The following is a 24409-nucleotide window of genomic DNA, read 5'->3' as shown; positions in this document are numbered from 1 at the left end:
TGATCGGGGAACACGCGTGACCGGCCCCCAGTACGACGACCACGACGCCCCGCCGCCGGAGGAGGACTGGCAGCCCGCCGAGGACCCCTTCCCGGCCGGCGCCTTCGACGACGCCCCCTTCCCGGACGGCCCGGGGGACCGGCTGCCGGTCTCGCGCGGCCGTGGCCAGGGCGGTCAGGGCGGTGGCCGTGACGGCCAGAAGGGCGGCTTCCAGAAGGGCGGCAAGGGCGACCGGAAGGACGGCGGCTGGCAGCGCCGGGACGAGGGCGGCGGCGACGGGGGCGGGGGCGTGGACGGCTTCGAGCGCGTCCCGCCGCAGGACCTGGACGCCGAGAAGTCCGTCCTCGGCGGCATGCTGCTCTCCAAGGACGCCATCGCCGACGTGGTCGAGGTGCTCAAGCCGGTCGACTACTACCGGCCCGCGCACGAGATGGTCCACGGCGCGATCCTCGACCTCTACGCCCGCGGCGAGCCGGCCGACCCGATCACCGTGGCCGGCGAGCTGACCAAGCGCGGCGAGCTCCAGCGCGTCGGCGGCGCCTCCTACCTGCACACCCTGGTCAACTCCGTCCCGACCGCGGCCAACGCCGAGTACTACGCCCAGATCGTGCACGAGCGCGCGGTGCTGCGCCGGCTGGTCGAGGCGGGCACCCGGATCGCCGGCATGGGCTACGCGGCCGAGGGCGACGTGGACGAGATCGTCAACGCCGCCCAGGCGGAGATCTACGCCGTCACCGAGCAGCGCACCAACGAGGACTACGCCCCGCTCTCCGACATCATGGAGGGCGCCCTCGACGAGATCGAGGCGATCGGCTCCCGCAACGGCGAGATGTCCGGCGTCCCCACCGGCTTCGCCGACTTCGACCAGCTCACCAACGGCCTCCACCCCGGCCAGATGATCGTCATCGCGGCCCGTCCCGCGATGGGCAAGTCCACTCTGGCGCTGGACTTCGCCCGGGCCTGCTCGATCCACCACAAGCTGCCGAGCGTGATCTTCTCGCTCGAAATGGGCCGTAACGAGATCGCCATGCGCCTGCTCTCCGCCGAGGCCCGGGTGGCGCTGCACCACATGCGCTCCGGGAACATGACGGACGACGACTGGACGCGGGTGGCCCGCCGGATGCCCGACGTCAGCGAGGCGCCGCTGTTCATCGACGACTCGCCGAACCTGTCGATGATGGAGATCCGCGCCAAGTGCCGCCGGCTGAAGCAGCGCAACGACATCAAGCTGGTCGTCATCGACTACCTCCAGCTGATGCAGTCCGGCGGTTCCCGGCGGGCCGAGAACCGTCAGCAGGAGGTCTCGGACATGTCCCGTAACCTCAAGCTGCTGGCCAAGGAGCTGGAAGTCCCGGTCATCGCGCTGTCCCAGCTGAACCGTGGTCCCGAGCAGCGCACCGACAAGCGGCCGATGGTCTCGGACCTCCGCGAGTCCGGCTCGATCGAGCAGGACGCCGACATGGTCATCCTGCTGCACCGCGAGGACGCCTACGAGAAGGAGTCCCCGCGCGCGGGCGAGGCCGACCTGATCGTCGCCAAGCACCGTAACGGTCCGACCGCGACGATCACGGTGGCCTTCCAGGGCCACTACTCGCGCTTCGTCGACATGACCCGGGACTGAGCCCGGGCCCCGTCCGGAGCGGTCAGACGGTGACGGTGGCGCGGAAGAGCGTGCCGCCGGTGCCGGAGAGGCGGGTCGGGGTGCCGGTGGCGGGGAGGAAGGCGGCCTGGCCGCGGGCCAGGTCCAGGACGGTGCCGTCGGCGGCGGTCAGCCGGGTGGCGCCCTCGGTGCAGAGCAGGATCTGCGGGGTGCGGCCGTCGATCTCGCGCTCGGCGCCGTCCAGGACGAAGCGGGAGAGCCGGAACTCGTCGATCGGGACGGGGTAGAGCTCCTCGCCCGGGGTGCCCTCGACCGGGGCCGGCTCCAGCGGCTCGGGGGCGCCGGCCTCGAAGACCACGACCTTCAGCAGCTCCGGCACGTCGATGTGCTTGGGGGTGAGGCCGGCCCGCAGCACGTTGTCGGAGTTGGCCTGGAGCTCGACGCAGACGCCGGACAGGTAGCCGTGCGGGACCCCGGCGCCCAGGTAGAGCGCCTGGCCGGCCCGCAGCCGGACGTGGTTGAGCAGCATGCCGGCGACCACGCCGCGGTCGTCCGGGAAGTCCTCGGCGATCCGGGCGTACGGGGCGTACTCCCCGTCCGGGTCGGTCGCCGCCAGCACCTCGACGGTCCGCCGGACGGTCTCCGGGTCCAGCGCGAGGGCGGCGGTCAGGGCGCCGCGCAGCGCCTCGGAGGTGTCCTCGGCGGCCAGCCGCCCGATCACCGGGGCGAGCCCGGGCACCCCGAGCCCGGTCAGCAGCCGGGCCGCGTCGGCGGGCCGCCGGAAGCCGCACAGGCCGTCGAAGTCGCCCAGCGCGCAGACCATTTCGGGCTTGTGGTTGGCGTCCCGGTAGTTGCGCTCGGGGGCGTCCAGGGGGATCCCGAGGGCGTTCTCGGCGGCGAAGCCGGCCCGGGCCTGGTCGAGCGTGGGGTGGGCCTGGATGGACAGCGGGATGCCCGCGGCCAGCACCTTGAAGAGGAACGGCAGGGTCGGGCCGAACCTGGCCACGCTCGCGGTGCCCAGCTCGCCCTCGGGGTCGGCCGCGATCAGCTCGTCCAGCCGGCGCGGGCCCTCGCCGCGGTCGGCGCGGGACGGGGCGCCGGGGTGGGCGCCCATCCACAGCTCGGCCTGCGGTTCACCGGTCGGCCGCTGCCCGAGCAGCTCGGGCAGGGCGGTGAGCGACCCCCAGGCGTACGGGCGGACGGTGTTGACGAGCCTGTCCATGCGCGCGGTCCTACTCCTTCGCAGTCTGGGCGGCCCCGGATGTCCCGAGTCCGGATCGCCGGGGCGGGCCCGGCGGTGCGGGCGGTCCGGGCACGGGCAAGGGAAACGACCCTAGCCGAACGGTGTCACCCACGGGGAAACGGTGGCCACCGGGTGGGAGTGCCACGGCCGGACCTGCGGTTCCCGGCGCGGTAGTAGGATGCCAGGACGCAGTAGCCTCCGCCCTGCGCGCAGTTCGCCACCGAGGTCCTCCCGGCGGGCTGCCGGCGGAGCCGCGTTCCAGAGTGCGGGCGCCGGTGTTCCGAGACCCCCCGTCATCGGCCGAGAGGTTTGTACGTGACCGTGAACCAGCAGAGTTTTGCTGATCTCGGCAAGGTCCTGGTGATCATCCCGACCTACAACGAGGCGGAGAACGTCGAGCGGATCGTCGGCCGGGTCCGTGCCGCCGTCCCCGAGGCGCACGTCCTGGTCGCCGACGACAACAGCCCCGACGGCACCGGCGAGCTGGCCGACAAGCTGGCCGTCGAGGACGAGCACGTCCACGTCATGCACCGCAAGGGCAAGGAGGGCCTCGGGGCCGCCTACCTCGCGGGCTTCCGCTGGGGCATCGACAACGGCTACGACGTCCTGGTCGAGATGGACGCGGACGGCTCGCACCAGCCCGAGGAGCTGGACCGGCTGCTGGGCGCGCTGCGCGGCGCCGACCTGGTGCTGGGCTCGCGCTGGGTGCCGGGCGGCCGGGTGGTGAACTGGCCGAAGTCCCGGCTGCTGCTCTCGCGCGGCGGCTCGACCTACTCGCGGCTGATGCTGGGCGTGCCGATCCGGGACGTCACCGGCGGCTACCGGGCGTTCCGCAAGGAGACCCTGCTGGGCCTGGGCATGGACGAGGTCGCCTCGGCCGGGTACTGCTTCCAGGTCGACCTGGCCTGGCGCACGGTGAAGGCCGGGTTCAAGGTCGCCGAGGTGCCGATCACCTTCGTCGAGCGCGAGCTGGGGGCGTCCAAGATGAGCCGCGGCATCGTGGTCGAGGCGCTGTGGCGGGTGACCACCTGGGGTGTCACCGACCGGCTGGCCAAGCTGCGCGGGGCCACCGCGAAGCGCTGACCGACCGAACCGTTCCTGGCTGAAGGGCCCGTCCACCGAACCGGTGGACGGGCCCTTCCGCATGTCCGGGGGAGGTGCGCCGGGCGCCCGGGGGGCTCAGCAGCCGGTCCTGAGCACGCCCTCCGGCAGGTAGCGGTCGGCCCAGACCGCCAGTTCGGTGAGCGCGGGCTTGAGCGCGAAGCCGGCCTCGGTGAGCCGGTAGCTGACCCGCAGCGGCGGGCCGGCGTCGACCTCGCGGACGACCAGCCCGGCCTCGGCCAGCTCGGTCAGCCGGTCGGAGAGCATCCGCTCGCTGATGCCCGGGACGGCGCGGCGCAGCTCGGAGAAGTACGCGGGGCCGCCGTTGGTGAGGACGCCCAGCAGCATGCCGGTCCAGCGCTTGCCGAGCAGGGTGAACACCCGGGTGAGGGCCAGGTCGACGTTGCGGCACGGGCCGGGGCCCTCGGCGCCGCACGCGTCGGTGGCGGTCGGGACTCCGTCGGTCACTGCCTCGTGCTCGGCCATGGGTCCAGCCTACTCGAACCCCTACTAGTGACTGTAGAAAAGTAAGCTGCTACTGTAATTGCAGTCGCAGCGAAATCAGCAGCTACTTATTATCTGGAGGCACTGCCATGCCCACGCTCCTGCACCTCGACTCCTCCGCGATCGCCGACGGCTCCGTCTCCCGCGAGGTCACCGCCGCCTTCCGCGCCGCCTGGCAGGCCGAGCACCCCGAGGGCACGGTGATCTACCGGGACCTCGCCGCCGACCCCCTCCCGCACCTCGACGGGCACGGCATCAGCGCCGGATTCGCCCCCGCCGAGGCCCACAGCGCCGAGCAGGCCGCCGCCTTCGCGCTGCGCGAGCAGGTGATGGCCGAGCTGGAGCAGGCCGACGCCGTGCTGATCGGCAGCCCGATGTACAACTTCACGATCCCGTCGACCCTCAAGACCTGGCTGGACCACGTGATCCTGGTCGGCCGCACCGCCGGCGAGACGCCCTCCGCCAAGGGCACCCCGGTCACCGTGGTCGCCTCCCGCGGCGGCTCGTACGCGCCCGGCGCCCCGCGCGAGCCGTTCGAGTTCGTCACCACCTACCTGGAGAAGGTGCTGACCGGCATGCTCGGGCTGGAGGTCGACTTCATCGTCCCGGAGTTCACCCTGGCGGCCGCCGTCCCGGCGATGGCCGACTTCGTCCCGAAGGCCGTCGAGTCCAAGGCCCAGGCCCTGGAGCAGGCCGCCCGCCGGGCCAAGGAAGCGGCCGCCCGAGCCGCGGTGTGACGTGCACCGGAGGCGCGCCCCACCGGGCGCGCCTTCCGCGCAATCGGCCGTCGGTGCTCCCATGCTGTAGGGCGCAGGGAATCCGACCGCCGACCAGAGGGAGCAGCCCGTGACGACGTCCCCGTCCGAGGAGAGCGCCGGCGCGGAGCGTGCCCAGGCCCGGCCGGCCGCGGGCGCGGTGCCGCCCGAGCCCGGGCAGCCGGCCCGGCCGCTGGAGGTCGCCGTCTTCACCGGCCCCGAGTCGGCCTTCTTCGCCACCTCGACACTGATCCTCGGCGAGCGGACCGCGATCCTGGTGGACGCCCAGCTGACCCGCAGCGCCGGGCGCGAGCTGGCCGAGTGGGTCGCCGGCAAGGGCAGACGCCTGCTCGCCGTCGTCGTCACCCACCAGCACCCGGACCACTACTTCGGCGCCGAGGAGGTGCTGCGGCTCTTCCCCGACGCGCAGCTGCTGGCCGCCCCGGCCGTGGTCGAGGGCATCCGGCGCACCGTCGCCGCCAAGGTCGCGCAGTGGAAGCCGGTGTACGGCGACGACATCCCGGACCACCCGCTGATCCCCGCCCCGCTGCTGCCGCAGCCGCTGATGCTGGACCGCCAGGTGATCCCCGTGCTGCTGCTCGGCCAGGCCGACTGCGGGGACTCCACGGTCGTCCACGTGCCGAGCATCCGCACCGTGATCGCCGGGGACTTCGTCCACAACGGCACCCACGTCTGGACCGCCGACACCACCCCGGCCCAGCGCACCACCTGGGGGCACAACCTCGGCCGGATCGCCGACCTCGGCGCGGACCGGGTGATCGCCGGCCACCGGGCCCCGGACCAGGGCGACGACGCCGCCCGGGTGCTGGCCTTCACCGGCGAGTACCTCCAGGACTTCGACCGGCTGCTGGCCGAGCACCCGGACGACCCGGAGGCGCTGGTCACGGCGATGAACGAGCGGTATGGGGAGCTGACCCTGCCGTCCTTCCTGCAGCTGGGCGCGGCGGCCAACACCGCCCGCGCGGCCGGGACCGTGGCGGCCGGGGCCGAGGCAGCGGGGGAGGACCGGGAGTCCGAGGAGGACGGCGGGCCCGAGCAGGCGTAGGGCGGATACTGGCCGCATGACGCCGTACGACGTGATCGTCCCGGCGGGCGGGGCCGCCCGGCGCCTCGGCGGGGCCGACAAGCCCGGGCTGACGGTCGGCGGGACCACCCTGCTCGACCGAGTGCTCGCCGCCTGCGCGGGCGCCCGCACCACCGTCGTGGTCGGCCCGGTCCGGCCGACCGCGCGCGGCGGCGTCCACTGGACCAGGGAGCGGCCGCCCGGCGGCGGGCCGGTCGCCGCCGTCGCGGCCGGGCTCGACCTGGTCACCGCGGACACCGTGCTGCTGCTCGCCGCCGACCTGCCCTTCCTGGACCGGCGGACGGTGGACCGGCTGGTCGCCGCCCTCGACCGGGCCGGGGCGCACGGGGACGCCGCCGTGCTGGTCGACGCGGGCGGCCGCGACCAGCCGCTCGCCGCCGCCTACCGCACCGCCCCGCTGCGCGCCGCGCTGGCCGCCCTCGGCGATCCCGCCGACCAGCCGCTGCGCCGCCTGGTCGGCGGACTGCCCCGGCTGCGGGTGGCCGACACCGACAACGTCGCCTACGACTGCGACACCTGGGAGGACCTGGAGCAGGCCCGCGAGCGCGACCGGACCTGAATCGCACCGCCCCGGCCACCGACGTGTGAGCGAAACGACGCGCCCCGCACACGGGGCGAACACTTCGGGAAACCACCGATCAGGCAGCATGGGCGCATGGAGCGCACGCTGGATGACTGGATCGCCGAGGTCAAGGCCGACCTGGGCATCGACCTGGACGTCGACGTCCACGGTCTGCTCGACACGGCCCGGGTGGTCGCGCACGGGGTGGCCCGGCCGGCCGCGCCGCTGACCGCCTTCCTGATCGGCTACGCGGCCGCCCAGCGGGGCGGCGGGGCGGCGGCCGTCGCCGAGGCGGCCCGGCGGACCGAGGCCCTCGCCGAGGGCTGGGGCCCCGCCGACCGGCCGGGCGAGTCGTGAGCGCGGTCGGACAGCCGACCGTGGCCGCACCGTCCACCGGTCCCGGCGTGCTGAGCTGGCCCGGCGCCCGGGAGACCGCGCGCCGGGCCGGGCTGCGCCCGCTGCCCGGGGTCCCCGTCCCGCTGGCCGAGGCGCTCGGCCGCACCCTCGCCGAGCCGCTCGGCGCGCTGACCGACCTGCCCGCCTTCGACACCTCCGCGATGGACGGCTGGGCGGTCGCCGGTCCCGGCCCGTGGCGGGTCGCCGGCCGGGTGCTGGCCGGACGGGCCGAGCCGGCGCCGCTGGCCGACGGCACCGCCGTGGAGATCGCCACCGGCGCCCAACTGCCGCCCGGCGCCACCGCCGTACTGCGCCGTGAGCACGGGTGGACGGACGCCGCGCTGCTGCACGACCGCGGCCCGCGGCCGCTGACCACCGGCCAGGACGTCCGCCCGCGCGGCCAGGAGTGCCGCCTGGGCGAGGAGTTGCTGCCGTCCGGCACCCCGGTCGGGCCGGCCGTGCTCGGCCTGGCCGCCGCCTGCGGCCACGACCGGCTGCCGGTCCGCCGCCGTCCGGAGGTCCGACTGCTCGTCCTGGGGGACGAGTTGCTCACCTCCGGGGTGCCCGGGTCGGGCCTGGTCCGGGACGCGCTCGGGCCGCTGCTGCCGCCCTGGCTGCGGGCCGCCGGCGCCGGGACGCCCGAGGTCGGGTACGTCCGGGACGACTTCGGGCTGCTCCGGGACGCGCTGCGGCACTCCACCGCCGATCTGGTGGTCACCACCGGCGGAACGGCCGCCGGACCGGTCGACTTCCTGCACCGGGCGCTCGCCGAGGCCGGCGCCCGACTGCTGGTGGACGGCGTCGCCGTCCGGCCGGGGCACCCCATGCTGCTGGCCGAACTCCCCGGCGGCCGCCACCTGGTGGGCCTGCCGGGCAACCCGCTGGCCGCCGTCGCCGGGATGGTCACCCTCGTCCTGCCGCTGCTGCACGCCCGCAGCGGACGGACCGTCGGCCCGCCCGCCCTCGCCCCGGCCGCGGCCCCGCTGGCCGGGCACCGGACGGACACCCGGCTCCAGCCGGTCCGGCGGACCGCCGAGGGCGTCCTGCCGCTGGCCTTCGACGGCCCGGCGATGCTGCGCGGGCTCGCCCGGGCCGAGGCGCTCGCCGTGGTGCCGCCCGGCGGGGCGGCGGCGGGGGAGACGGTCGAACTGCTGGAGGTGCCGTGAACGAGGGAACCGTCAAGAGCCGCGCGTCCGGCGCGGGGGCCGCCGGGGTGGGCGCATGAGCCGGATCCGACGCAACCTCGCGCCCGGCACCGAGCCGTGGGCGGACGCCGGGATCGTGCTGCCCGCCCGACGGGCCGAGCCCGCCGTGCGGCAGGTCGGCTCCCGGCTGCTGCTGGCGCTCGCCGTCCTGGTCGCCACCACGTTCATCGTCTACCTCGACCGGGACGGCTACAACGACAACGCCGGCGGCGGGCTGAGCTTCCTGGACGCGGCGTACTACGCCACCGTGACGCTCTCCACCACCGGGTACGGCGACATCACCCCGTTCAGCGACGGCGCCCGGCTCACCAACATCTTCGTGATCACCCCGCTGCGCGTGGTGTTCCTGATCATCCTGGTCGGCACCACCCTGGAGGTGCTCACCGAACGGACCCGCCTGCAATGGCGGTTGAACCGCTGGAGGTCCACCGTGCGCGAGCACACCGTCGTCATCGGCTACGGGACGAAGGGCCGCAGCGCCGTCGACACCCTGATCGGGCAGGGGGTGAAGAAGGAGGAGATCGTCGTCGTCGACCCGCAGCGCAAGGTGGTCGACGCCGCCGCCCAGCACGGCCTGGTCGGGGTGGTCGGCGACGCCACCCGCACCGACACCCTGGTGCGCGCCGGGCTGCCCACCGCCGCGCGGGTGGTGGTCGCGCCGGAGCGGGACGACACCGCCGTGCTGATCACGCTGACGGCCCGCCAGTTGAACAAGGCCGCCACCGTGGTCGCCGCCGTACGGGAGGACGAGAACGCGCCGCTGCTGCGGCAGAGCGGCGCCGACGTCGTGGTGACCAGCTCCAGTTCGGCCGGGCGGCTGCTCGGGCTGTCGATGCTCAGCCCGCACGCCGGGGCGGTGATGGAGGACCTGCTGACGTACGGCAACGGGCTGGACGTGGTGGAGCGCCCGGTCACCCGGGCCGAGGCCGGGCACAGCCCGCGCGAGTGCGCGGACCTGGTGGTCGCGGTGGTCCGGGGCCGACGGGTGCTCAACTACACCGAGCCGGAGGCCGCCGTGCTCCAGCTCACCGACCGGGTGATCGTCATCAAGTCCAGCGCGGCCGCGCCGACGGGCTGAGCCGCGCCCACGGGCGGGTCGAGCGTCGCCCACGGGTCGAGCCGCGCCGACCGGTTGAGCCGCGCCGTGGAACCGCCCCCGCCCGCAGTAGGTTCGGGGCATGCATGCGATGACGATTCCCGTACCCGGCGGTCCCGAGGCACTGGTCTGGGCCGAGGTGCCCGACCCGGTCCCCGCCGAGGGCGAGGTCCTGGTCGAGGTGGCGGCCACCGCCGTCAACCGCGCCGACCTGCTCCAGCGGCAGGGCTTCTACAACCCGCCGCCCGGCGCTCCGCCCTACCCGGGGCTGGAGTGCGCCGGGCGGATCGTCGCGCTCGGGCCCGGGGTGGCCGGCTGGGCGGTCGGCGACGAGGTGTGCGCTCTGCTGGCCGGCGGCGGCTACGCGCAGCGGGTCGCGGTGCCGACCGGGCAGCTGCTGCCGCTGCCCGCGGGGCTGTCCGCCGAGCAGGCCGCGGCACTGCCCGAGGTCGCCTGCACGGTGTGGTCCAACGTCTTCCTCACCGCGCACCTGCGGCCCGGGGAGACGGTGCTGCTGCACGGCGGCGCGAGCGGGATCGGGACGATGGCGATCCAGCTGGCCAAGGCGGTCGGCGCCCGGGTCGCGGTTACCGCGGGCGGCCCGGAGAAGCTGGCGCGCTGCGCCGAGCTGGGCGCGGACATCCTGATCGACTACCGCGAGCAGGACTTCGTCGAGGTGCTCCGGGAGGCCACCGACGGGGCCGGGGCGGACGTGATCCTGGACATCATGGGCGCCAAGTACCTCCAGCGGAACGTGGACGCGCTGGCGGTCAACGGGCGGCTGGTGATCATCGGACTCCAGGGCGGGGTGAAGGGCGAGCTCGACCTCAACACGCTGCTGCGCAAGCGCGGGGCGGTGATCGCCACCAACCTGCGCGGGCGGCCGCTGGCGGAGAAGGCGGCGATCGTGGCGGCGGTGCGGGAGCACGTGTGGCCGCTGGTCGAGTCCGGGGTGGTGAAGCCGGTGGTGGACCGGGTGCTGCCACTGGCCGAGGTGGCCGAGGCGCACCGGGTGCTGGAGCGCGGGGAGCAGGTCGGGAAGGTCGTGCTGCGGGCCTGAGCACCGGGGACCCCGGTGGCGGGGCGGCGGCCGGACGGGTGTGAATTGCCCGAAATGCCGTAACGGCGGGCGCGTGCGAATCTGGTCCGGAGCAGTCCCGCCGCCGATCCCGCCCCCGGGCGCCGTCGGCCGTCGGAAGGACTCCGACCGTGGCCGCATCTCCGCACGCATCCCTCGGGCCGCTGCCCGTCGCGCCGCACCACCGTCGTCCGTCCCGCCGTTCTCCGGGCCGCGCCCAGCGGCTGTTCGCGGCGGCCGTGCTGGGGCTCACGCTCCCGCTGGCCGCCGCCTCGGCGGCGGTGGCGCTGCCCTCGCCGGGGGCGCTCCCCCTGCCGGCGGCGCATCCCTCGCCGGACGCGGGGACGCGTGCCGAGCCGGGCGGTGGGCCGGCCGCCGAGCAGGACGACGAAGCCGACGACGAACCGGGCGTCCCCGGGCCGGTGGCCGCGCCGCCGCGGCGACCGCTGCCGCGTCCGCACCCGGCCGGCAGCGCCCCGCAGGCCCACCGGCACCACCTGGCCTCGCTGCCCGAGCGCTCCGACACCGCCGTGGAGCAGGCCCCCGAGCAGGCCCCCGAGCAGCTGCCGGACCAGGCCGCCGACCAGGCCGTCGACCAGGCCGTCGAGCAGGCCCCCGACCAGGCTGCCGAGCAGACCCCGGAAGAGGCCCCGGACCAGGCCGTCGGGGCCGAGCAGCCGGAGGCCGACGGGGACGCCGCGGAGGCCGAGGCCCCCGGCGCGGCCGCCGTCCCGGACCCGGCCGCGGCGAACACGGCCGAGGCGGTCGCCGGACAGCCGGTAGCGGCCGTGGCCGGGGTGCCCGCGCTCTTCCCCGCCCGCTGGCAGGACGCCTCCACCACCCAGCTCCCGCTGGGCGTCGGCCTGGGCCTGATCGGCTGCGGCCTGGGCCTGGTCGGCCTGCGGCTGCGCAAGGACTGAGCCCCCAGGGCCGGGGCTGCGGTAGCGCAAGGGCTGGGGCCCGGCGGGGCGCGGCGCGCCCGGAGCGGGCCCGGGGTTTCGGCGGCCACGGAGCGGCGGACCGCCGTGCGCGGGGCCGGGGTGCCGTCGCCGGGCGGCCGGTGGCCGGTCGGCGGACCGGGTGCGGGAACTGAGTATCCGTACGGATTCCCGCAGGGCGTCCGGAGGCGTAGCGTCGTCACGGGTGGCGCAGGACGGCGGGACGACCGGGGGCTTCCGCCCGACCAACCCCAGTGAGAGAGAATGTTGTTCATGACGAATCCGATGAACGAGCGCCCGTCGCAGGAGCCCTTCCGGGCTGGCGGCGGGCAGTCGCAGGACGGCCAGAAGGTGCTGATCGTCGGACCGGACGGGCTGCCCGTGGGCCAGGGGTTCGCCGGTGCGGCTGGGGACGGGGACGACGAGGGCGACGTGCCGCGCGAGCTCCCGGTGACCGAGATGGTCGAGCAGCCCGCCAAGGTCATGCGCATCGGCAGCATGATCAAGCAGCTGTTGGAGGAGGTCCGGGCGGCGCCTCTCGACGAGGCGAGCCGGGTCCGGCTGAAGGACATCCACGCGAGCTCGATCAAGGAGCTCGAACTGGGGCTGGCCCCGGAGCTGGTCGCCGAGCTGGAGCGGCTGTCGCTGCCGTTCACCGACGACACCATCCCGACCGAGGCCGAGCTGCGGATCGCCCAGGCCCAGCTGGTCGGCTGGCTGGAGGGCCTGTTCCACGGCATCCAGACCGCCCTGTTCGCGCAGCAGATGGCGGCGCGGGCGCAGCTGGAGCAGATGCGGCGGGCGCTGCCGCCCGGGCTGCACAGCGGCGAGCCGGACGAGGACGAGCCGGGCCAGGGCCGCGGCATCCGCTCCGGCCCCTACCTGTAGCCGCACCCGGCGGTACCCGCCGGTAGGCGCCTCCGGGCCGCCCGGACCGCCGTCGGACCGGACGTACCACGACGATCCTCCCCGGCCCCGGGCCGCCGGGCCGGGCGGCCCCCGGGCCGGGACCGGCCCCGGCCCTGGACCGATCACCGTCGGCGCGAGCCGATACCCTGGCCCCTGTCGCCGGCCGGTGGAACCGCCGCGGCAGGGGCCCGCCAGGCCAGCGGGCCGGGCCCACCACGCACGGACGAGACCGAACGTCAGGTTGCGGCGAGCACGGCCGCGCCGAGGGGGAGCAGAGGACCATGAGCGAGCACGGCAACGCGGCGGTCGAGGGCTTCTCCCTGGGCAACGGCCGCTATGTGCTGCAGCGGCTGCTGGGCGAGGGCGGCATGGCCTCCGTGCACCTCGCCCACGACCGCGTGCTGGACCGGCAGGTCGCGCTGAAGAGCATGCACAGCGAGCTGGGCCGGGACGACTCGTTCAAGGAGCGGTTCCGCCGCGAGGCCCAGGCGGTGGCCCGGCTGGAGCACCCGAACATCGTCACCGTGTACGACAGCGGCGAGGACATCGCCCCGGACGGCTCCAGCACGCCGTACATCGTGATGCAGCTGATCGACGGCAACGGCCTGCGCGAGGCGATCAACGAGGCGGTCGGCCAGTACGGCGCGATGCCGGCCGAGGAGGCCCTGAAGGTCACCGTCGGCGTGCTGAACGCGCTGGAGGCCTCGCACGACATGGGCCTGGTGCACCGCGACATCAAGCCCGGCAACGTCATGTTCGACCGCAAGGGCAACGTCAAGGTCATGGACTTCGGCATCGCCCGTGCGCTGGAATCCGGCGTCACGTCGATGACGCAGACCGGCATGGTGGTCGGCACCCCGCAGTACCTCTCGCCCGAGCAGGCGCTCGGCAAGCCGGTGGACGCCCGCTCCGACCTCTACTCGGTCGGCGTGATGCTCTTCGAGATGATCACCGGGCAGCTGGTCTTCGACGGGGACTCGGCGTTCTCGATCGCCTACAAGCACGTCCAGGAGGAGCCGCCGGCCCCCTCCACCCTCAACCGCTCGATCACGCCCGAGGTGGACGCCTTCGTCGCCCAGGCGCTGCGCAAGGACCCGGCGCACCGGTTCCAGAGCGCGGCGGCGATGCGGGACGAGGCGGAGCGGCTGATCGCGGCCGCCAAGGGCGGCGACAACGGGCACCGGCTGCAGGCCAGCACCCCGCTGGTGATCAACGAGGGCCCGCGCTCGGTGCACGCCGCTCCGCAGGCCCCGCAGACGCCCCAGCCGCAGTACCTCCAGCAGGGGGCCCAGCAGTACCGGACGCCGCCGCCCGCCTACCAGACGCCGCAGCCGCAGGCCCCGCACACCCCGCACCCGCAGTACCTCCAGCAGGGCGGGCAGCAGTACCAGACCCCGCCGCCCGCCTACCAGACCCCGCGGCCGCAGGCCCCGCACACGCCGCACCCGCAGTACCTCCAGCAGGGGGCGCACACCCCGCCGCCGCAGCCGATGCCGCAGCCGATGCCGCCGTACCAGCAGCCGAAGGCGCCCACCAGCGGCGGCGGCTGCTCGACGGCCGTGGTCGTGATCGGGATCATCGTCGGCGTGCTGGTGCTCGCGGGCATCATCATCGCGATCGTGGTCAACAAGGCGGACGAGAAGACGGGCGGCAAGTTCAGCCACGCGGACCGTCCCGCCGACGTGCTGGTCCTCGACCTCCCGGCCGACCGGAATGGCCTGCTCTGACGGTTTCCGGCAGGTTCGGGGGTACCACGGTCGTCCGCCGGAGGCGGTAGCGTTCGGGGATACGTAAGCGACAGGGCACCGCGATCCGAGCGAACGCCCGGGGCGAGGAGCGATGGCACAGACGCAGCAGCCGGACGACGACGCGGGTGTCCGGGCGGTCGGCCGGACCGGCGGAACCCCGAGGATTCCCGAGCCCGGCGGCGAGGCCCCGACCTCGGCGCTGCCGCCGGTCGCCACGGGCGGCCCGCACACCCCGGGCCGCGGCACCGCCGTGCCGCTGAGCACCGTCGGGGACGGCCGTTACCGGCTGACCTACCGGCTCGGGCGCGGCGGCATGGCCGAGGTGTTCGCCGCCGAGGACGTGCGGCTCGGCCGCACCGTCGCGGTCAAGCTGCTGCGTGGCGAGCTGGCCCAGGACGACGTCGCCCGGCTGCGCTTCACCCGCGAGGCACACGCCGTCGCGGCGCTCAACCACCACTCGATCGTCGCGGTCTACGACACCGGCGAGGAGTACGACGGGGACGAGTCCACGCCGTACATCGTGATGGAGCTGGTCGAGGGCCGCACCGTCCGCGAGCTGCTGGCGGACGAGGAGGCGCCGCCGGTCGACCAGGCGCTGATCATCATCGCCGGGGTGCTGGAGGCGCTCGCCTACAGCCACCGCAGCGGCATCGTCCACCGCGACATCAAGCCCGCCAACGTGAGCATCACCAACGCCGGCGCGGTCAAGGTGATGGACTTCGGCATCGCCCGGGCGCTGACCGGCGGGGCCACCACGATGACCCAGACCGGCATGGTCATGGGCACCCCGCAGTACCTCTCGCCCGAGCAGGCGCTCGGCAAGCCGGTCGACCACCGCTCGGACCTGTACGCGGCCGGCTGCATGCTCTACGAACTGCTCACGGTGCGACCGCCGTTCACCGGCGACACCCCGCTGTCGGTGGTCTACCAGCACGTCCAGGACCCGCCGGTGCCGCCCTCGCAGGCCAACGGCCGGGTGCCGGCCGGCCTCGACGCGCTGGTGCTGCGCTCGCTCGCCAAGAACCCGGACGACCGCTTCCAGGACGCCGACGAGTTCCGCGCCCACGTGCAGCACGCGCTGCGCGAGATGCACGGCGCGGGCGGGGCCGCCTGGGCCGGCGGGGCCGCGGTCGATACCGGCGCGACCCAGGTGCTCCGGCCGGACCAGTCCGCGGCCACCGCGGCCTTCGGCGCGGTGGGCCCGGCCGACCAGACCTCCGTGCTGCCGTACTCGACGGGCGGCCCGCACACCCCCTCCTCGCCCTACCCGGCGGCCGGCGGCCCGTACGGCGGCGGTACCGGTGCGGGCGGGGACGACGAGGGCCCCGGCCGGCGGCGCGGGCCCTGGGCCTGGGTGGCCGGCGCGATCGCCGTGCTGGTCGCGGCCGGTGCGGGCATCGCGTTCGCGCTCAGCGGCAGCGAGCCCACCGGCCACTCGGACATCTCGCCGCAGCCCCCGGCGGCCACCAGCACCGAGACGACCGCGCCCCCGTCCCAGAGCGGCCTGGCGACCCCGCCGGCCTCGGCCTCCGGCAGCAAGAAGCCGCAGCAGCCGACCGACCCCGGCAACAACAACGGGAACAACAACGGGAACAGCGGCAACAACATGTCGCCGTCGCCGAACACGGGCAAGCACACCCCGACCCCGACGCCGACCGGGACGGCCAGCCACACGCCGACCGGGACGGCGCCCGCGACGACGGCGCCGGCCACGACGGCGCCGCCGCAGACCGCGGGCCCCGGCACCGGGTCGCCGAAGCCGCCGACGGACCCGAAGCCGTCCATCCCGGTCGTGCCGCCGACCCCCTGACCCGGTCGGCGGCGGCGGGTCAGTTGGCGAAGGCGTCCAGGACCTGCTCGTACTCCTGGCACCACCACGCCAGCTGGCCCGCGGAGGCGGGGTAGAGCGGGTCGGCCCGGTGGTCGGCCCGCTGGTAGCGCCACTGCAGCATCCAGAAGTCGTTCAGCCGCTCCCACCAGACCCGGTGGACGGCGGCGGCCAGGTGCTCGGCGGTGGCCGCCCCGGAGGCCCGGTAGGCCTGGGAGTAGCGGCGGACCCGGACCAGGTCGAGGGCGCCGGACGAGCGGTCGTTGAAGAGCAGCGTGGCGGCCCGGACCGCCTCCTCGGCGCGTGGCTGGGGGCCGAGCTTGTCCCAGTCCAGGACGGCCGCCACCCGGCCGCCCCGCGGGTCGTCCTCGTACAGCAGGTTGAGGCCGTGGAAGTCGCCGTGGGTCCAGCCGGTGGGCGGTGCGGCCTCCGGGGCGGGGCGGCGGTGGGCGTGCTCGGCGAGCAGTTCCAGCCGTTCCGTGAGCCGTTCCACCACGAGGGCGTCCAACTCCCCGGCCGGCTGGTGCTCCCGGGCGCGGCGCCGCAGGTCGCGGGCGAGTGCGGCGCTGTCGACGGGGTCGGCGCTCCGGTACCCGGCGGGTTGTTCGAGGGGGGCGCAGACGTCGTCGAGCGCGCCGTGCAGCCGGCCGAGCAGCGTGCCGAGCGCGTCGCACTGCGACGGGTCGAGCTCGTCGCCGTGCCGGTGCCGGCCCTCGACCCAGGGGAACAGGGCGAACAGCCGGCCGCCCCAGGCGGCCACCGTGCCGGACCGTTCGGCGCAGGCCAGCGGGGGTGCGACGGGCAGGCCGAGGGTGTTCAGCGCGGCCATCGCGCGGTGGTGGGCGAGGATCTTCGGACGGCTGGCGGTGGCGGAGTCGACGTAGCACTTCAGGAAGTACGGACCGGCCTCGGTGGTGACCAGGTACCCCCGGTTCAACAGGCCCTCGGCGACGGGTTCGGTGGTCAGCGGCCGTCCGACCCGGTAGCGGGCCAGGACCTCGGCGAGCGCACCCCCCGGGACGGGGGGACTGAGGGTCCCCATCGGTGGTGCGGAGAGATCGGGGCGGGCCGGTGCGCAGGCAAGGGTCTGGCTGAAAGTCACGTGCAGAGGTTATGGCCCCCTTGTGGGGGCCCTTGACAAACCGTCAGTTCTGTGAAGGGCCGGATCAGTACTGGTGGTCGGCCTGGTGCCGCGCCACGAAGGCGGCCGCCTGGGTGCGCCGCTCCATGCCCATCTTGGCGAGCAGACTGGAGACGTAGTTCTTCACCGTCTTCTCCGCCAGGTGCAACTCGTTGCCGATCTGACGATTTGTCATACCTTCGCCGATCAGATCGAGGATCCGCCGTTCCTGCTTGGTGAGTTGGGCGAGCCGTTCGTCCTCCTTCTCCCCGCCGTCGCGCAGCCGGGCGAGCACCCTGCTGGTGGCGACCGGGTCGAGCAGCGAGCGGCCGGCCGCGACGTCCCGGACGGCGGTGATCAGGTCGGTGCCGCGGATCGCCTTCAGCACGTAGCCGGAGGCGCCGGCCATGATCGAGTCGAACAGCGCCTCGTCGTCCGAGAACGAGGTGAGCATCAGGCACTTGATCTCCGGCAGCTTGGACCGGATCTCGCGGCAGACCTCGACCCCGTTGCCGTCCGGCAGCCGGACGTCGAGCACCGCCACGTCCGGGTGGACCGCGGGGATCCGGGTGAGCGCCTCGGCGGCCGTGCCGGCCTCGCCGACGACCTCGATGTCGTCCTCGACCGAGAGCAGATCGTGCACGCCCCGCCGGACGACCTCGTGATCGTCGAGCAGGAATACCCTGATTTGTCCGTTATCAGTCACGTCCAAAGCCTCCCATAACACCGTACGAAAGACCTATCGCCCGGACCTCCATACCAACGCGATCCGGCCACAGCCGTCCGAAACCGATACCGAGAACCCCCTTACGTACGGGCGTCTGCCCGGATAACGTGCGCTGGTGTCCTGAAGGCGCTCGAATTGAGAGCTGCGTCACGCCGACCGTCACCCCCACCCTTCCGACGGCGAGCCGAACGCGGCACCCTCGGGGTTGTAGGCCCTGAACAAGTAGGACGTCCTAGCGCAAGCGCGTCGAGGGCGGACGCTGGGTAACGTTCTCGTGAGGGACGCCGTCGGAACAGGATCACCACCTGCCCCGCAGTGGGAGCGCACACCCACGCGCGCCCCGCGAGGCGGTGACCGGACCGGTCACCGGCGACCCCGGGCGGCCGGACAGACCGAGGAGTGAACGTGACCGTCAAAAGCACGGCGAGGGCCCGCAAGAAGGCGGCCCCCGGCGTCCCTGACACCCTCCGCGCCACGGGCAAGGACGCCCAGCCGGAGCTCGTCCAGCTGCTCACGCCGGAAGGCGAGCGGGTCGAGCACCCGGACTACCCCCTCACCACCACTCCCGAGGAGCTGCGCGCCCTCTACCGCGACCTGGTGCTGGTGCGCCGGTTCGACGGCGAGGCCACCGCGCTCCAGCGCCAGGGCGAGCTGGGCCTGTGGGCCTCGCTGCTCGGCCAGGAGGCCGCCCAGGTCGGCTCCGGCCGCGCCATGCGCCCCGGCGACTACGCCTTCCCCACCTACCGCGAGCACGGCGTGGCCTGGTGCCGCGACGTCGACCCGCTGAACCTGCTCGGCATGTTCCGCGGCGTGAACCACGGCGGCTGGGACCCGAACGAGAAGAACTTCCACCTGTACACCATCGTGATCGGCGCGCAGACCCTGCACGCCACCGGGTACGCGATGGGCATCACCAAGGACGGCGCCGACGACGCGGTCATCGCGTACTTCGGCGACGGCGCCTCCAGCCAGGGCGACGTCAACGAGGCCTTCACCTTCGCCTCGGTCTACAACGCGCCGGTGGTCTTCTTCTGCCAGAACAACCAGTGGGCGATCTCCGAGCCCACCACCACCCAGACCAAGATCCCGCTGTACCGCCGCGCCTCCGGCTTCGGCTTCCCCGGCGTGCGGGTCGACGGCAACGACGTGCTGGCCTGCCTCGCGGTCACCCGCTGGGCGCTCGACCACGCCCGCAACGGCAACGGCCCGGTGCTGATCGAGGCGTTCACCTACCGGATGGGCGCCCACACCACGTCCGACGACCCCACCCGCTACCGGCACACCGAGGAGACCGAGGCCTGGAAGGCCAAGGACCCGATCTCCCGGCTCCGCGCCCACCTGGAGAAGGAGGGCCTGGCCGACGAGGAGTTCTTCGCCGCCGTCGACGCCGAGAGCGAGCAGCTGGGGCTGCGGGTGCGCGAGGGCGTGCGCGGCATGCCGGACCCGGACCCGACCCTGATCTTCGACCACGTGTACAGCGAGCCGCACACGCTGGTCGATGAGGAACGGGCCGAGTACGTCGAGTACGCGGCCTCCTTCGAGGCGGGGGAGACCCACTGATGGCCGGTCAGCTGAGCATCGCCAAGGCGCTGAACGGAGCGCTGCGCAAGTCGCTGGAGAACGACCCGAAGACCCTCCTCATGGGCGAGGACATCGGCAAGCTCGGCGGCGTCTTCCGGATCACCGACGGCCTGCAGAAGGACTTCGGCGAGGACCGGGTGATCGACTCCCCGCTGGCCGAGTCCGGCATCGTCGGCACCGCGATCGGCCTGGCGCTGCGCGGCTACCGCCCGGTGGTGGAGATCCAGTTCGACGGCTTCGTCTACCCGGCCTTCGACCAGATCGTCTCCCAGCTGGCGAAGATGCACGCCCGCGCGCTCGGGCACGTCAAGATGCCGGTCACCATCCGCATCCCCTACGCGGGCGGCATCGGCGCGGTCGAGCACCACAGCGAGTCGCACGAGGCGTACTTCGCGCACACCGCCGGTCTGCGCGTGGTCACCCCGTCCAGCGCGCACGACGCGCACTGGATGCTGCGGCAGTCGATCGAGTCCGATGACCCGGTCGTCTTCCTGGAGCCCAAGCGCCGCTACTGGGACAAGGGCGAGGTCGGCGACGCCGCCGACCTGGGCCTGCACGAGGCCCGGGTCGTCCGGCCCGGCACCGACCTGACGCTGATCGCGTACGGGCCGATGGTCAAGGTCTGCCTGGAGGCCGCCGCGGCCGCCGAGGAGGACGGCCGCCGGCTGGAGGTCGTCGACCTGCGCTCGCTCTCCCCGGTGGACTTCGCCGCCCTGGAGGCGTCGGTCAAGCGCACCGGTCGGGCCGTCGTGGTGCACGAGGCACCGGTCTTCCTGGGCATGGGCGCCGAACTGGCCGCCCGGCTCACCGAGAAGTGCTTCTACCACCTGGAGGCACCCGTGCTGCGGGTCGGCGGCTACCACGCGCCGTACCCGCCGTCCCGGGTCGAGGAGGCCTTCCTCCCCGACCTGGACCGCGTGCTCGACGCCGTCGACCGCGCGCTCGCGTACTGACTCCGGGGAGCGAAGATGACCACCGAAGTTCGCTCGCTCCGCGAGTTCAAGATGCCCGATGTGGGCGAGGGCCTCACCGAGGCCGAGATCCTCAGCTGGTACGTCAAGCCCGGTGACACCGTCACCGACGGGCAGGTCGTCTGCGAGGTGGAGACCGCCAAGGCGGCCGTGGAGCTGCCCATCCCGTTCAACGGGGTGGTCGAGACGCTGCACTTCCCCGAGGGCGCGACGGTCGACGTCGGCACCGTGATCATCTCGATCGCGGTCGCCGGGGAGGCGGGTGCCGCGGCTCCGGCCGCCCCCGCCGCGGCACCGGCCCAGGCGCCGGTTCCGGCTCCCGCCGAGGAGCCCGAGCCCGAGCGGCGCGAGGTGCTGGTCGGGTACGGCCCGCGCACCGGCGGCAGCCAGCGCCGGGCCCGGCGGACGACCACCACCAAGGTCGCCGCGACCAGGCCGGCTCCGGCCGCCGCCCCGGCCCCGGTCGCCGCACCGGCGCCCGCGGCCCCGGCCCCGGTCGCCGAAGTACCGTCCGGGGAGCGGCCGTTGGCCAAGCCGCCGGTGCGCAAGCTGGCCAAGGACCTCGGCGTCGACCTGCGCGCGGTCACCCCGACCGGCCGGGACGGCGTGATCACCCGCGAGGACGTGCACGCCCACGCCGCCGCCCAGGCCGCTCCGGCGGCCCCGGTGGCGCCGGTGGCCGAGACCGCCGTGGCCGAGCCGGCCGCGCCGCAGGCGCCGGTGTCCGGCGCGGGCGACGTCCGGGTGCCGATCAAGGGCGTCCGCAAGGCGACCGCGCAGGCGATGGTGGCCTCGGCCTTCACCGCCCCGCACGTCACCGAGTTCGTGCAGGTCGACGTGACCCGCACGATGAAGTTCGTCCGCCGGCTCAAGGAGAGCGGCGAGCTGGGCCGGGACGTCCGGGTCAGCCCGCTGCTGATCGTCGCCAAGGCGCTGCTCACCGCGATCAAGCGGCACCCCGGGATCAACGCCCAGTGGGACGAGGCGGCCCAGGAGATCGTCCTCAAGGGCCAGGTGAACCTCGGCATCGCCGCGGCCACCCCGCGCGGCCTGATCGTCCCGAACATCAAGGACGCTGGCTCCAGGACCCTCTCGGGGCTGGCCACGTCGCTCGGCGAGCTGGTCGAGACCGCCCGTCAGGGCAAGACCTCGCCGGCCGACATGCAGGGCGGGACGATCACCATCACCAACGTCGGCGTCTTCGGCGTCGACACCGGCACCCCGATCCTCAACCCGGGCGAGGCCGCCATCCTGGCCTTCGGCGCGGTCCGGGAACTGCCGTGGGTGCACAAGGGCAAGGTGGTCCCGCGTCAGGTGACCACGCTCGCGCTCTCCTTCGACCACCGCCTGGTGGACGGGGAGCTGGGCTCCAAGGTGCTGGCCGACGTGGCCGCGCTGCTGGAGCGCCCGAAGCGCCTGATCACCTGGGGCTGACAGCCCGGTAGCACCGAAGAAGGGGCCCTCCTCCGCACCGCCGTGCGGAGGAGGGCCCCTTCGGCGTGACCGCCCGTTCGACTAGCGCTGGGGACGGAGTCGACGGACGGCGATCAGGACGCCCGCTCCGAGGGCGAGGAGCAGGGCGGAGGAGGCGGCGAGGAAGGTGTTGGTGGAGGAGGAGCCGGTCTGGGCGAGTTCGGGGGTGCCGGCGGGGGCGGTGGTGGCCGGGGCGGTGGTGGGGGTGGTCGGCTTCGGGGCCGGGGCGGCCGCGGCGGTGTCCTTGGTCTGCTCGGCGGCGGGCTTGGCCGGGGCCGGCTTGGTGTCCTTGGTGGGGGTGGGCTTGGGCTTGGCCGGGGTGGTCGGCTTGGTGCCGGGGGCGGTGGACCGTGCTACCTGGAAGGTGTGGTTGGCGTCGCCGGTGCCGTCGGCCGGGAACCCGGGGGCCTTGGCGATGGTGCCGACCCCGAGCTCGGTCAGGTCCTTGGGCGCCTTCGCGGAGAGCCCCACCCGGAACATGAAGTTCGCGGCCCGGCCGTCCTCCAGGCGCGGGGTGGTCGTCGCCGGGGACTCGACGGTGAACAGCGTCGAGTCGCCGTAGTGCCGCAGCTTGACCGGCTTCCAGCCTCCTGCGGAGGCGACCTCGACCGTCAGGTCCTCGATCCGCAGGCCGGTGCCGGAGTTCGGGTTGAACAGCGCGAGCATCGCGGAGACGTTCTGGTAGGGAGCGCCGGTGAAGTTGGTGACGGCGACGCCGATCTCGACCTTGGGGCCGCCCGCGATGATGGTCTGGCCGTCCGGGGTCATGTGGAACCCGGCCTTGTACGACCCGTGGTGGTCCGCGGTGGCCTGCCGAGCGGTCGCGGTGGGCGCGCCGGCGGCGGTGCCGCCGTTCCCGGCGGCCCAGGCGGTGTCGGTGGTGAGGAGCTGGACGCCGCCGGCGAGGACGACGGTGGCGGCGAGGGTGGCGATGCGGCGGCGGCCGGAGAAGGCGCGGTCGTTCTTCGCGAAACGGGTGATAACGGACGTGCGCATGACGTGACTCCCCAAAGTCGTCGTGCTGGTGGTGTGTGGGTGAAGACGACCGGCTCCGCTGCTTCACGAGCGGAAGCGCCCCCCGGCTCCGCCGGTCTCGCTCTCCGTGCCTTCATCTGTATGGACGTGCATCCCCGCCGGGGGTTGCAGGCGGTTTCGAGAATCTTTCGACCGTCGGCGCCGGGGTCCGCTCGGTGCCGACGATCGCAGGTCAGTGCTGGCGGCGGAGGCGGCGCACGGCGATCAGGGCGCCCGCTCCGAGGGCGAGGAGGAGGGCGGAGGAGGCGGCGAGGAAGGTGTTGGTGGAGGAGGAGCCGGTCTGGGCGAGTTCGGGGGTGCCGGCGGGGGCGGTGGTGGCCGGGGCGGCGGAGGGGGTGGTCGGCTTCGGGGCAGGGGCGGCGGGGGCGGTGTCCTTGGTCTGCTCGGCGGCGGGCTTGGCCGGGGCCGGCTTGGTGTCCTTGGTGGGCGCGGGCTTGGCCGGGGTGGTCGGCTTGGCGGGCGCCGCCGGGTGCACCACCTTGACGTCGGTGCTCACGCCCCGGCCCTCGCTGGGCTTGACGGTGACCTGGAGCCCGTCGATGCCCGTGGCCACGTCGGCGGAGAGCCCGACCCGGAAGCGGTAGCGGACGGCGTGGCCGTCGGCGAGCGGCCCGCCCGCGGACGGGAGGGAGCCGCCGATCGCCGGGTCGCAGCCGTTCGCCAGCTTCACGCGCTGCCAGGTGCCGTTCGCCATGACCTCGGCGGTGACCTGCGAGGGCTTCGGGGTGGCCCCGTTCGTGTTGAAGAACGCGATGCCGGGGAAGATCCGGTGGTAGTCGGCACCGGTCCCGTTGAAGAACTGGACGTCGAACTCCGTCTTGGGGCCGCCGACGGTGAGCGTGCCGGGGGCCTTGAGGAAGGTGGCGTTGGTGCCCTGGCCGTGCAGCTCGACGGACCGGTCCTCCTCGTCCGCGGCGGACGGCTTCGCCTGGGCGGTGACCGGGGCCTTGTCGGAGTCCCCGCAGGCCCAGGCGGTGTCGGTGGTGAGGAGCTGGACGCCGCCGGCGAGGACGACGGTGGCGGCGAGGGTGGCGATGCGGCGGCGGCCGGAGAAGGCGCGGTCGTTCTTCGCGAAACGGGTGATAACGGACGTGCGCATGACGTGACTCCCCAAAGTCGTCGTGCTGGTGGTGTGTGGGTGAAGACGACCGGCTCCGCTGCTTCACGAGCGGAAGCGCCCCCCGGCTCTGCCGGTCTCGCTCTCCGTGCCTTCATCTGTATGGACGTGCATCCCCGCCGGGGGTTGCAGGCGGGTTCCGAGAATCTTTCGACCGTCGGCGCCGGGGTCCGCTCGGTGCCGACGATCGCAGGTCAGTGCTGGCGGCGGAGTCGACGGACGGCGATCAGGGCGCCGGCCCCGAGGGCGAGGAGGAGGGCGGAGGAGGCGGCGAGGAAGGTGTTGGTGGAGGAGGAGCCGGTCTGGGCGAGTTCGGG

General features: G+C 74.2%; 21 protein-coding genes and 1 pseudogene. 15 read left to right on the top strand and 7 right to left on the bottom strand.

Annotation, left to right across the window (positions count from 1 at the left end; all coding sequences use genetic code 11):
- The first annotated feature begins 16 nt into the window (after nucleotides 1-16).
- The gene (gene dnaB, locus ACLWS4_RS29560) at nucleotides 17-1621 is read left to right on the top strand and encodes a replicative DNA helicase (protein WP_079271991.1); all 1605 of its coding nucleotides are present in this window, start codon (nucleotides 17-19) and stop codon (nucleotides 1619-1621) included.
- Nucleotides 1622-1643: 22 nt separating this feature from the next.
- On the opposite strand, the gene manA is transcribed toward dnaB, so the two are convergent.
- Entirely contained in the window at nucleotides 1644-2822 is a 1179-nt protein-coding gene (gene manA, locus ACLWS4_RS29555) for a mannose-6-phosphate isomerase, class I (protein ID WP_416875731.1), read from the bottom strand.
- Between the two features lie 336 nt (nucleotides 2823-3158).
- Here manA and ACLWS4_RS29550 point away from each other — a divergent pair, with 336 nt between their 5' ends.
- Entirely contained in the window at nucleotides 3159-3926 is a 768-nt protein-coding gene (locus tag ACLWS4_RS29550; RefSeq protein WP_074001887.1) for a polyprenol monophosphomannose synthase, read from the top strand.
- A gap of 96 nt (nucleotides 3927-4022) precedes the next feature.
- On the opposite strand, the gene ACLWS4_RS29545 is transcribed toward ACLWS4_RS29550, so the two are convergent.
- The gene (locus ACLWS4_RS29545) at nucleotides 4023-4430 is read right to left on the bottom strand and encodes a winged helix-turn-helix transcriptional regulator (protein WP_416875730.1); all 408 of its coding nucleotides are present in this window, start codon (nucleotides 4428-4430) and stop codon (nucleotides 4023-4025) included.
- A 107-nt stretch (nucleotides 4431-4537) separates the two neighbouring features.
- Between ACLWS4_RS29545 and ACLWS4_RS29540 the strand changes: the two genes are divergently transcribed.
- The 10 genes and pseudogenes from ACLWS4_RS29540 to ACLWS4_RS29495 all read left to right on the top strand — a co-directional run bounded on the left by ACLWS4_RS29540 (nucleotide 4538) and on the right by ACLWS4_RS29495 (nucleotide 16050).
- Nucleotides 4538-5185 (top strand): FMN-dependent NADH-azoreductase, encoded by a 648-nt coding sequence (locus ACLWS4_RS29540; RefSeq protein ID WP_387829736.1) that lies wholly within the window; start codon nucleotides 4538-4540, stop codon nucleotides 5183-5185.
- A 109-nt stretch (nucleotides 5186-5294) separates the two neighbouring features.
- Complete coding sequence (locus ACLWS4_RS29535) at nucleotides 5295-6269, top strand: MBL fold metallo-hydrolase (protein WP_387829738.1); 975 nt, start codon at nucleotides 5295-5297, stop codon at nucleotides 6267-6269.
- A 16-nt stretch (nucleotides 6270-6285) separates the two neighbouring features.
- A pseudogene (locus ACLWS4_RS29530) lies at nucleotides 6286-7227 on the top strand (NTP transferase domain-containing protein).
- Nucleotides 7224-8432, top strand: coding sequence for a molybdopterin molybdotransferase MoeA (locus ACLWS4_RS29525; protein ID WP_416875729.1), 1209 nt, complete (start codon nucleotides 7224-7226; stop codon nucleotides 8430-8432). The pseudogene ACLWS4_RS29530 and the gene ACLWS4_RS29525 overlap by 4 nt, the downstream one beginning before the upstream one ends.
- Nucleotides 8433-8487: 55 nt before the next feature.
- On the top strand, nucleotides 8488-9549 hold the full coding sequence (locus ACLWS4_RS29520; RefSeq protein WP_117488713.1) for a potassium channel family protein: 1062 nt from the start codon (nucleotides 8488-8490) through the stop codon (nucleotides 9547-9549).
- 100 nt (nucleotides 9550-9649) lie between these two features.
- Nucleotides 9650-10627, top strand: coding sequence for an NAD(P)H-quinone oxidoreductase (locus ACLWS4_RS29515; RefSeq protein ID WP_049659602.1), 978 nt, complete (start codon nucleotides 9650-9652; stop codon nucleotides 10625-10627).
- A gap of 149 nt (nucleotides 10628-10776) precedes the next feature.
- Nucleotides 10777-11565 (top strand): hypothetical protein, encoded by a 789-nt coding sequence (locus ACLWS4_RS29510; RefSeq protein ID WP_416875728.1) that lies wholly within the window; start codon nucleotides 10777-10779, stop codon nucleotides 11563-11565.
- A 291-nt stretch (nucleotides 11566-11856) separates the two neighbouring features.
- Nucleotides 11857-12471: a bacterial proteasome activator family protein gene (locus tag ACLWS4_RS29505; RefSeq protein ID WP_198959330.1), complete on the top strand. Its 615-nt coding sequence runs from the start codon at nucleotides 11857-11859 to the stop codon at nucleotides 12469-12471.
- 302 nt (nucleotides 12472-12773) lie between these two features.
- Nucleotides 12774-14219 (top strand): protein kinase domain-containing protein, encoded by a 1446-nt coding sequence (locus tag ACLWS4_RS29500; protein ID WP_074001882.1) that lies wholly within the window; start codon nucleotides 12774-12776, stop codon nucleotides 14217-14219.
- Between the two features lie 112 nt (nucleotides 14220-14331).
- Nucleotides 14332-16050, top strand: coding sequence for a protein kinase domain-containing protein (locus ACLWS4_RS29495; RefSeq protein WP_416875727.1), 1719 nt, complete (start codon nucleotides 14332-14334; stop codon nucleotides 16048-16050).
- 19 nt (nucleotides 16051-16069) lie between these two features.
- On the opposite strand, the gene ACLWS4_RS29490 is transcribed toward ACLWS4_RS29495, so the two are convergent.
- Together ACLWS4_RS29490 and ACLWS4_RS29485 are read right to left on the bottom strand one after the other, a co-directional pair.
- A complete protein-coding gene (locus ACLWS4_RS29490) occupies nucleotides 16070-17170 on the bottom strand; it encodes a phosphotransferase (RefSeq protein WP_234348650.1) in 1101 nt (366 codons plus the stop codon).
- 64 nt (nucleotides 17171-17234) lie between these two features.
- On the bottom strand, nucleotides 17235-17894 hold the full coding sequence (locus tag ACLWS4_RS29485; protein ID WP_074001879.1) for a response regulator: 660 nt from the start codon (nucleotides 17892-17894) through the stop codon (nucleotides 17235-17237).
- A 426-nt stretch (nucleotides 17895-18320) separates the two neighbouring features.
- Here ACLWS4_RS29485 and pdhA point away from each other — a divergent pair, with 426 nt between their 5' ends.
- From pdhA to ACLWS4_RS29470, 3 genes are read left to right on the top strand one after another with little or no spacing between them, the layout of a single operon-like run.
- Nucleotides 18321-19475, top strand: a complete 1155-nt coding sequence (pdhA, locus tag ACLWS4_RS29480; RefSeq protein WP_049658931.1) for a pyruvate dehydrogenase (acetyl-transferring) E1 component subunit alpha — start codon at nucleotides 18321-18323, stop codon at nucleotides 19473-19475.
- Nucleotides 19475-20449 (top strand): alpha-ketoacid dehydrogenase subunit beta, encoded by a 975-nt coding sequence (locus ACLWS4_RS29475; RefSeq protein ID WP_049658928.1) that lies wholly within the window; start codon nucleotides 19475-19477, stop codon nucleotides 20447-20449. The genes pdhA and ACLWS4_RS29475 overlap by 1 nt, the downstream gene beginning before the upstream one ends.
- A gap of 15 nt (nucleotides 20450-20464) precedes the next feature.
- Nucleotides 20465-21901, top strand: a complete 1437-nt coding sequence (locus ACLWS4_RS29470) for a dihydrolipoamide acetyltransferase family protein (protein WP_387829748.1) — start codon at nucleotides 20465-20467, stop codon at nucleotides 21899-21901.
- A gap of 81 nt (nucleotides 21902-21982) precedes the next feature.
- Here ACLWS4_RS29470 and ACLWS4_RS29465 read toward each other — a convergent pair whose 3' ends face one another.
- The 3 genes from ACLWS4_RS29465 to ACLWS4_RS29455 form a co-directional block, all read right to left on the bottom strand.
- On the bottom strand, nucleotides 21983-22936 hold the full coding sequence (locus tag ACLWS4_RS29465; protein WP_416875726.1) for an LAETG motif-containing sortase-dependent surface protein: 954 nt from the start codon (nucleotides 22934-22936) through the stop codon (nucleotides 21983-21985).
- 211 nt (nucleotides 22937-23147) lie between these two features.
- Entirely contained in the window at nucleotides 23148-24074 is a 927-nt protein-coding gene (locus ACLWS4_RS29460; protein ID WP_416875725.1) for an LAETG motif-containing sortase-dependent surface protein, read from the bottom strand.
- 212 nt (nucleotides 24075-24286) lie between these two features.
- Nucleotides 24287-24409 (bottom strand): LAETG motif-containing sortase-dependent surface protein (locus ACLWS4_RS29455; RefSeq protein WP_416875748.1); only part of this gene is annotated, 123 nt, incomplete at its 5' end.

The organism is Kitasatospora sp. SC0581 (genome assembly GCF_048159585.1).
Lineage (GTDB): Bacteria > Actinomycetota > Actinomycetes > Streptomycetales > Streptomycetaceae > Kitasatospora.
The sequence above is the reverse complement of the archived record's forward strand: the minus strand, read 5'-3'. Positions and strand labels throughout refer to the sequence as shown.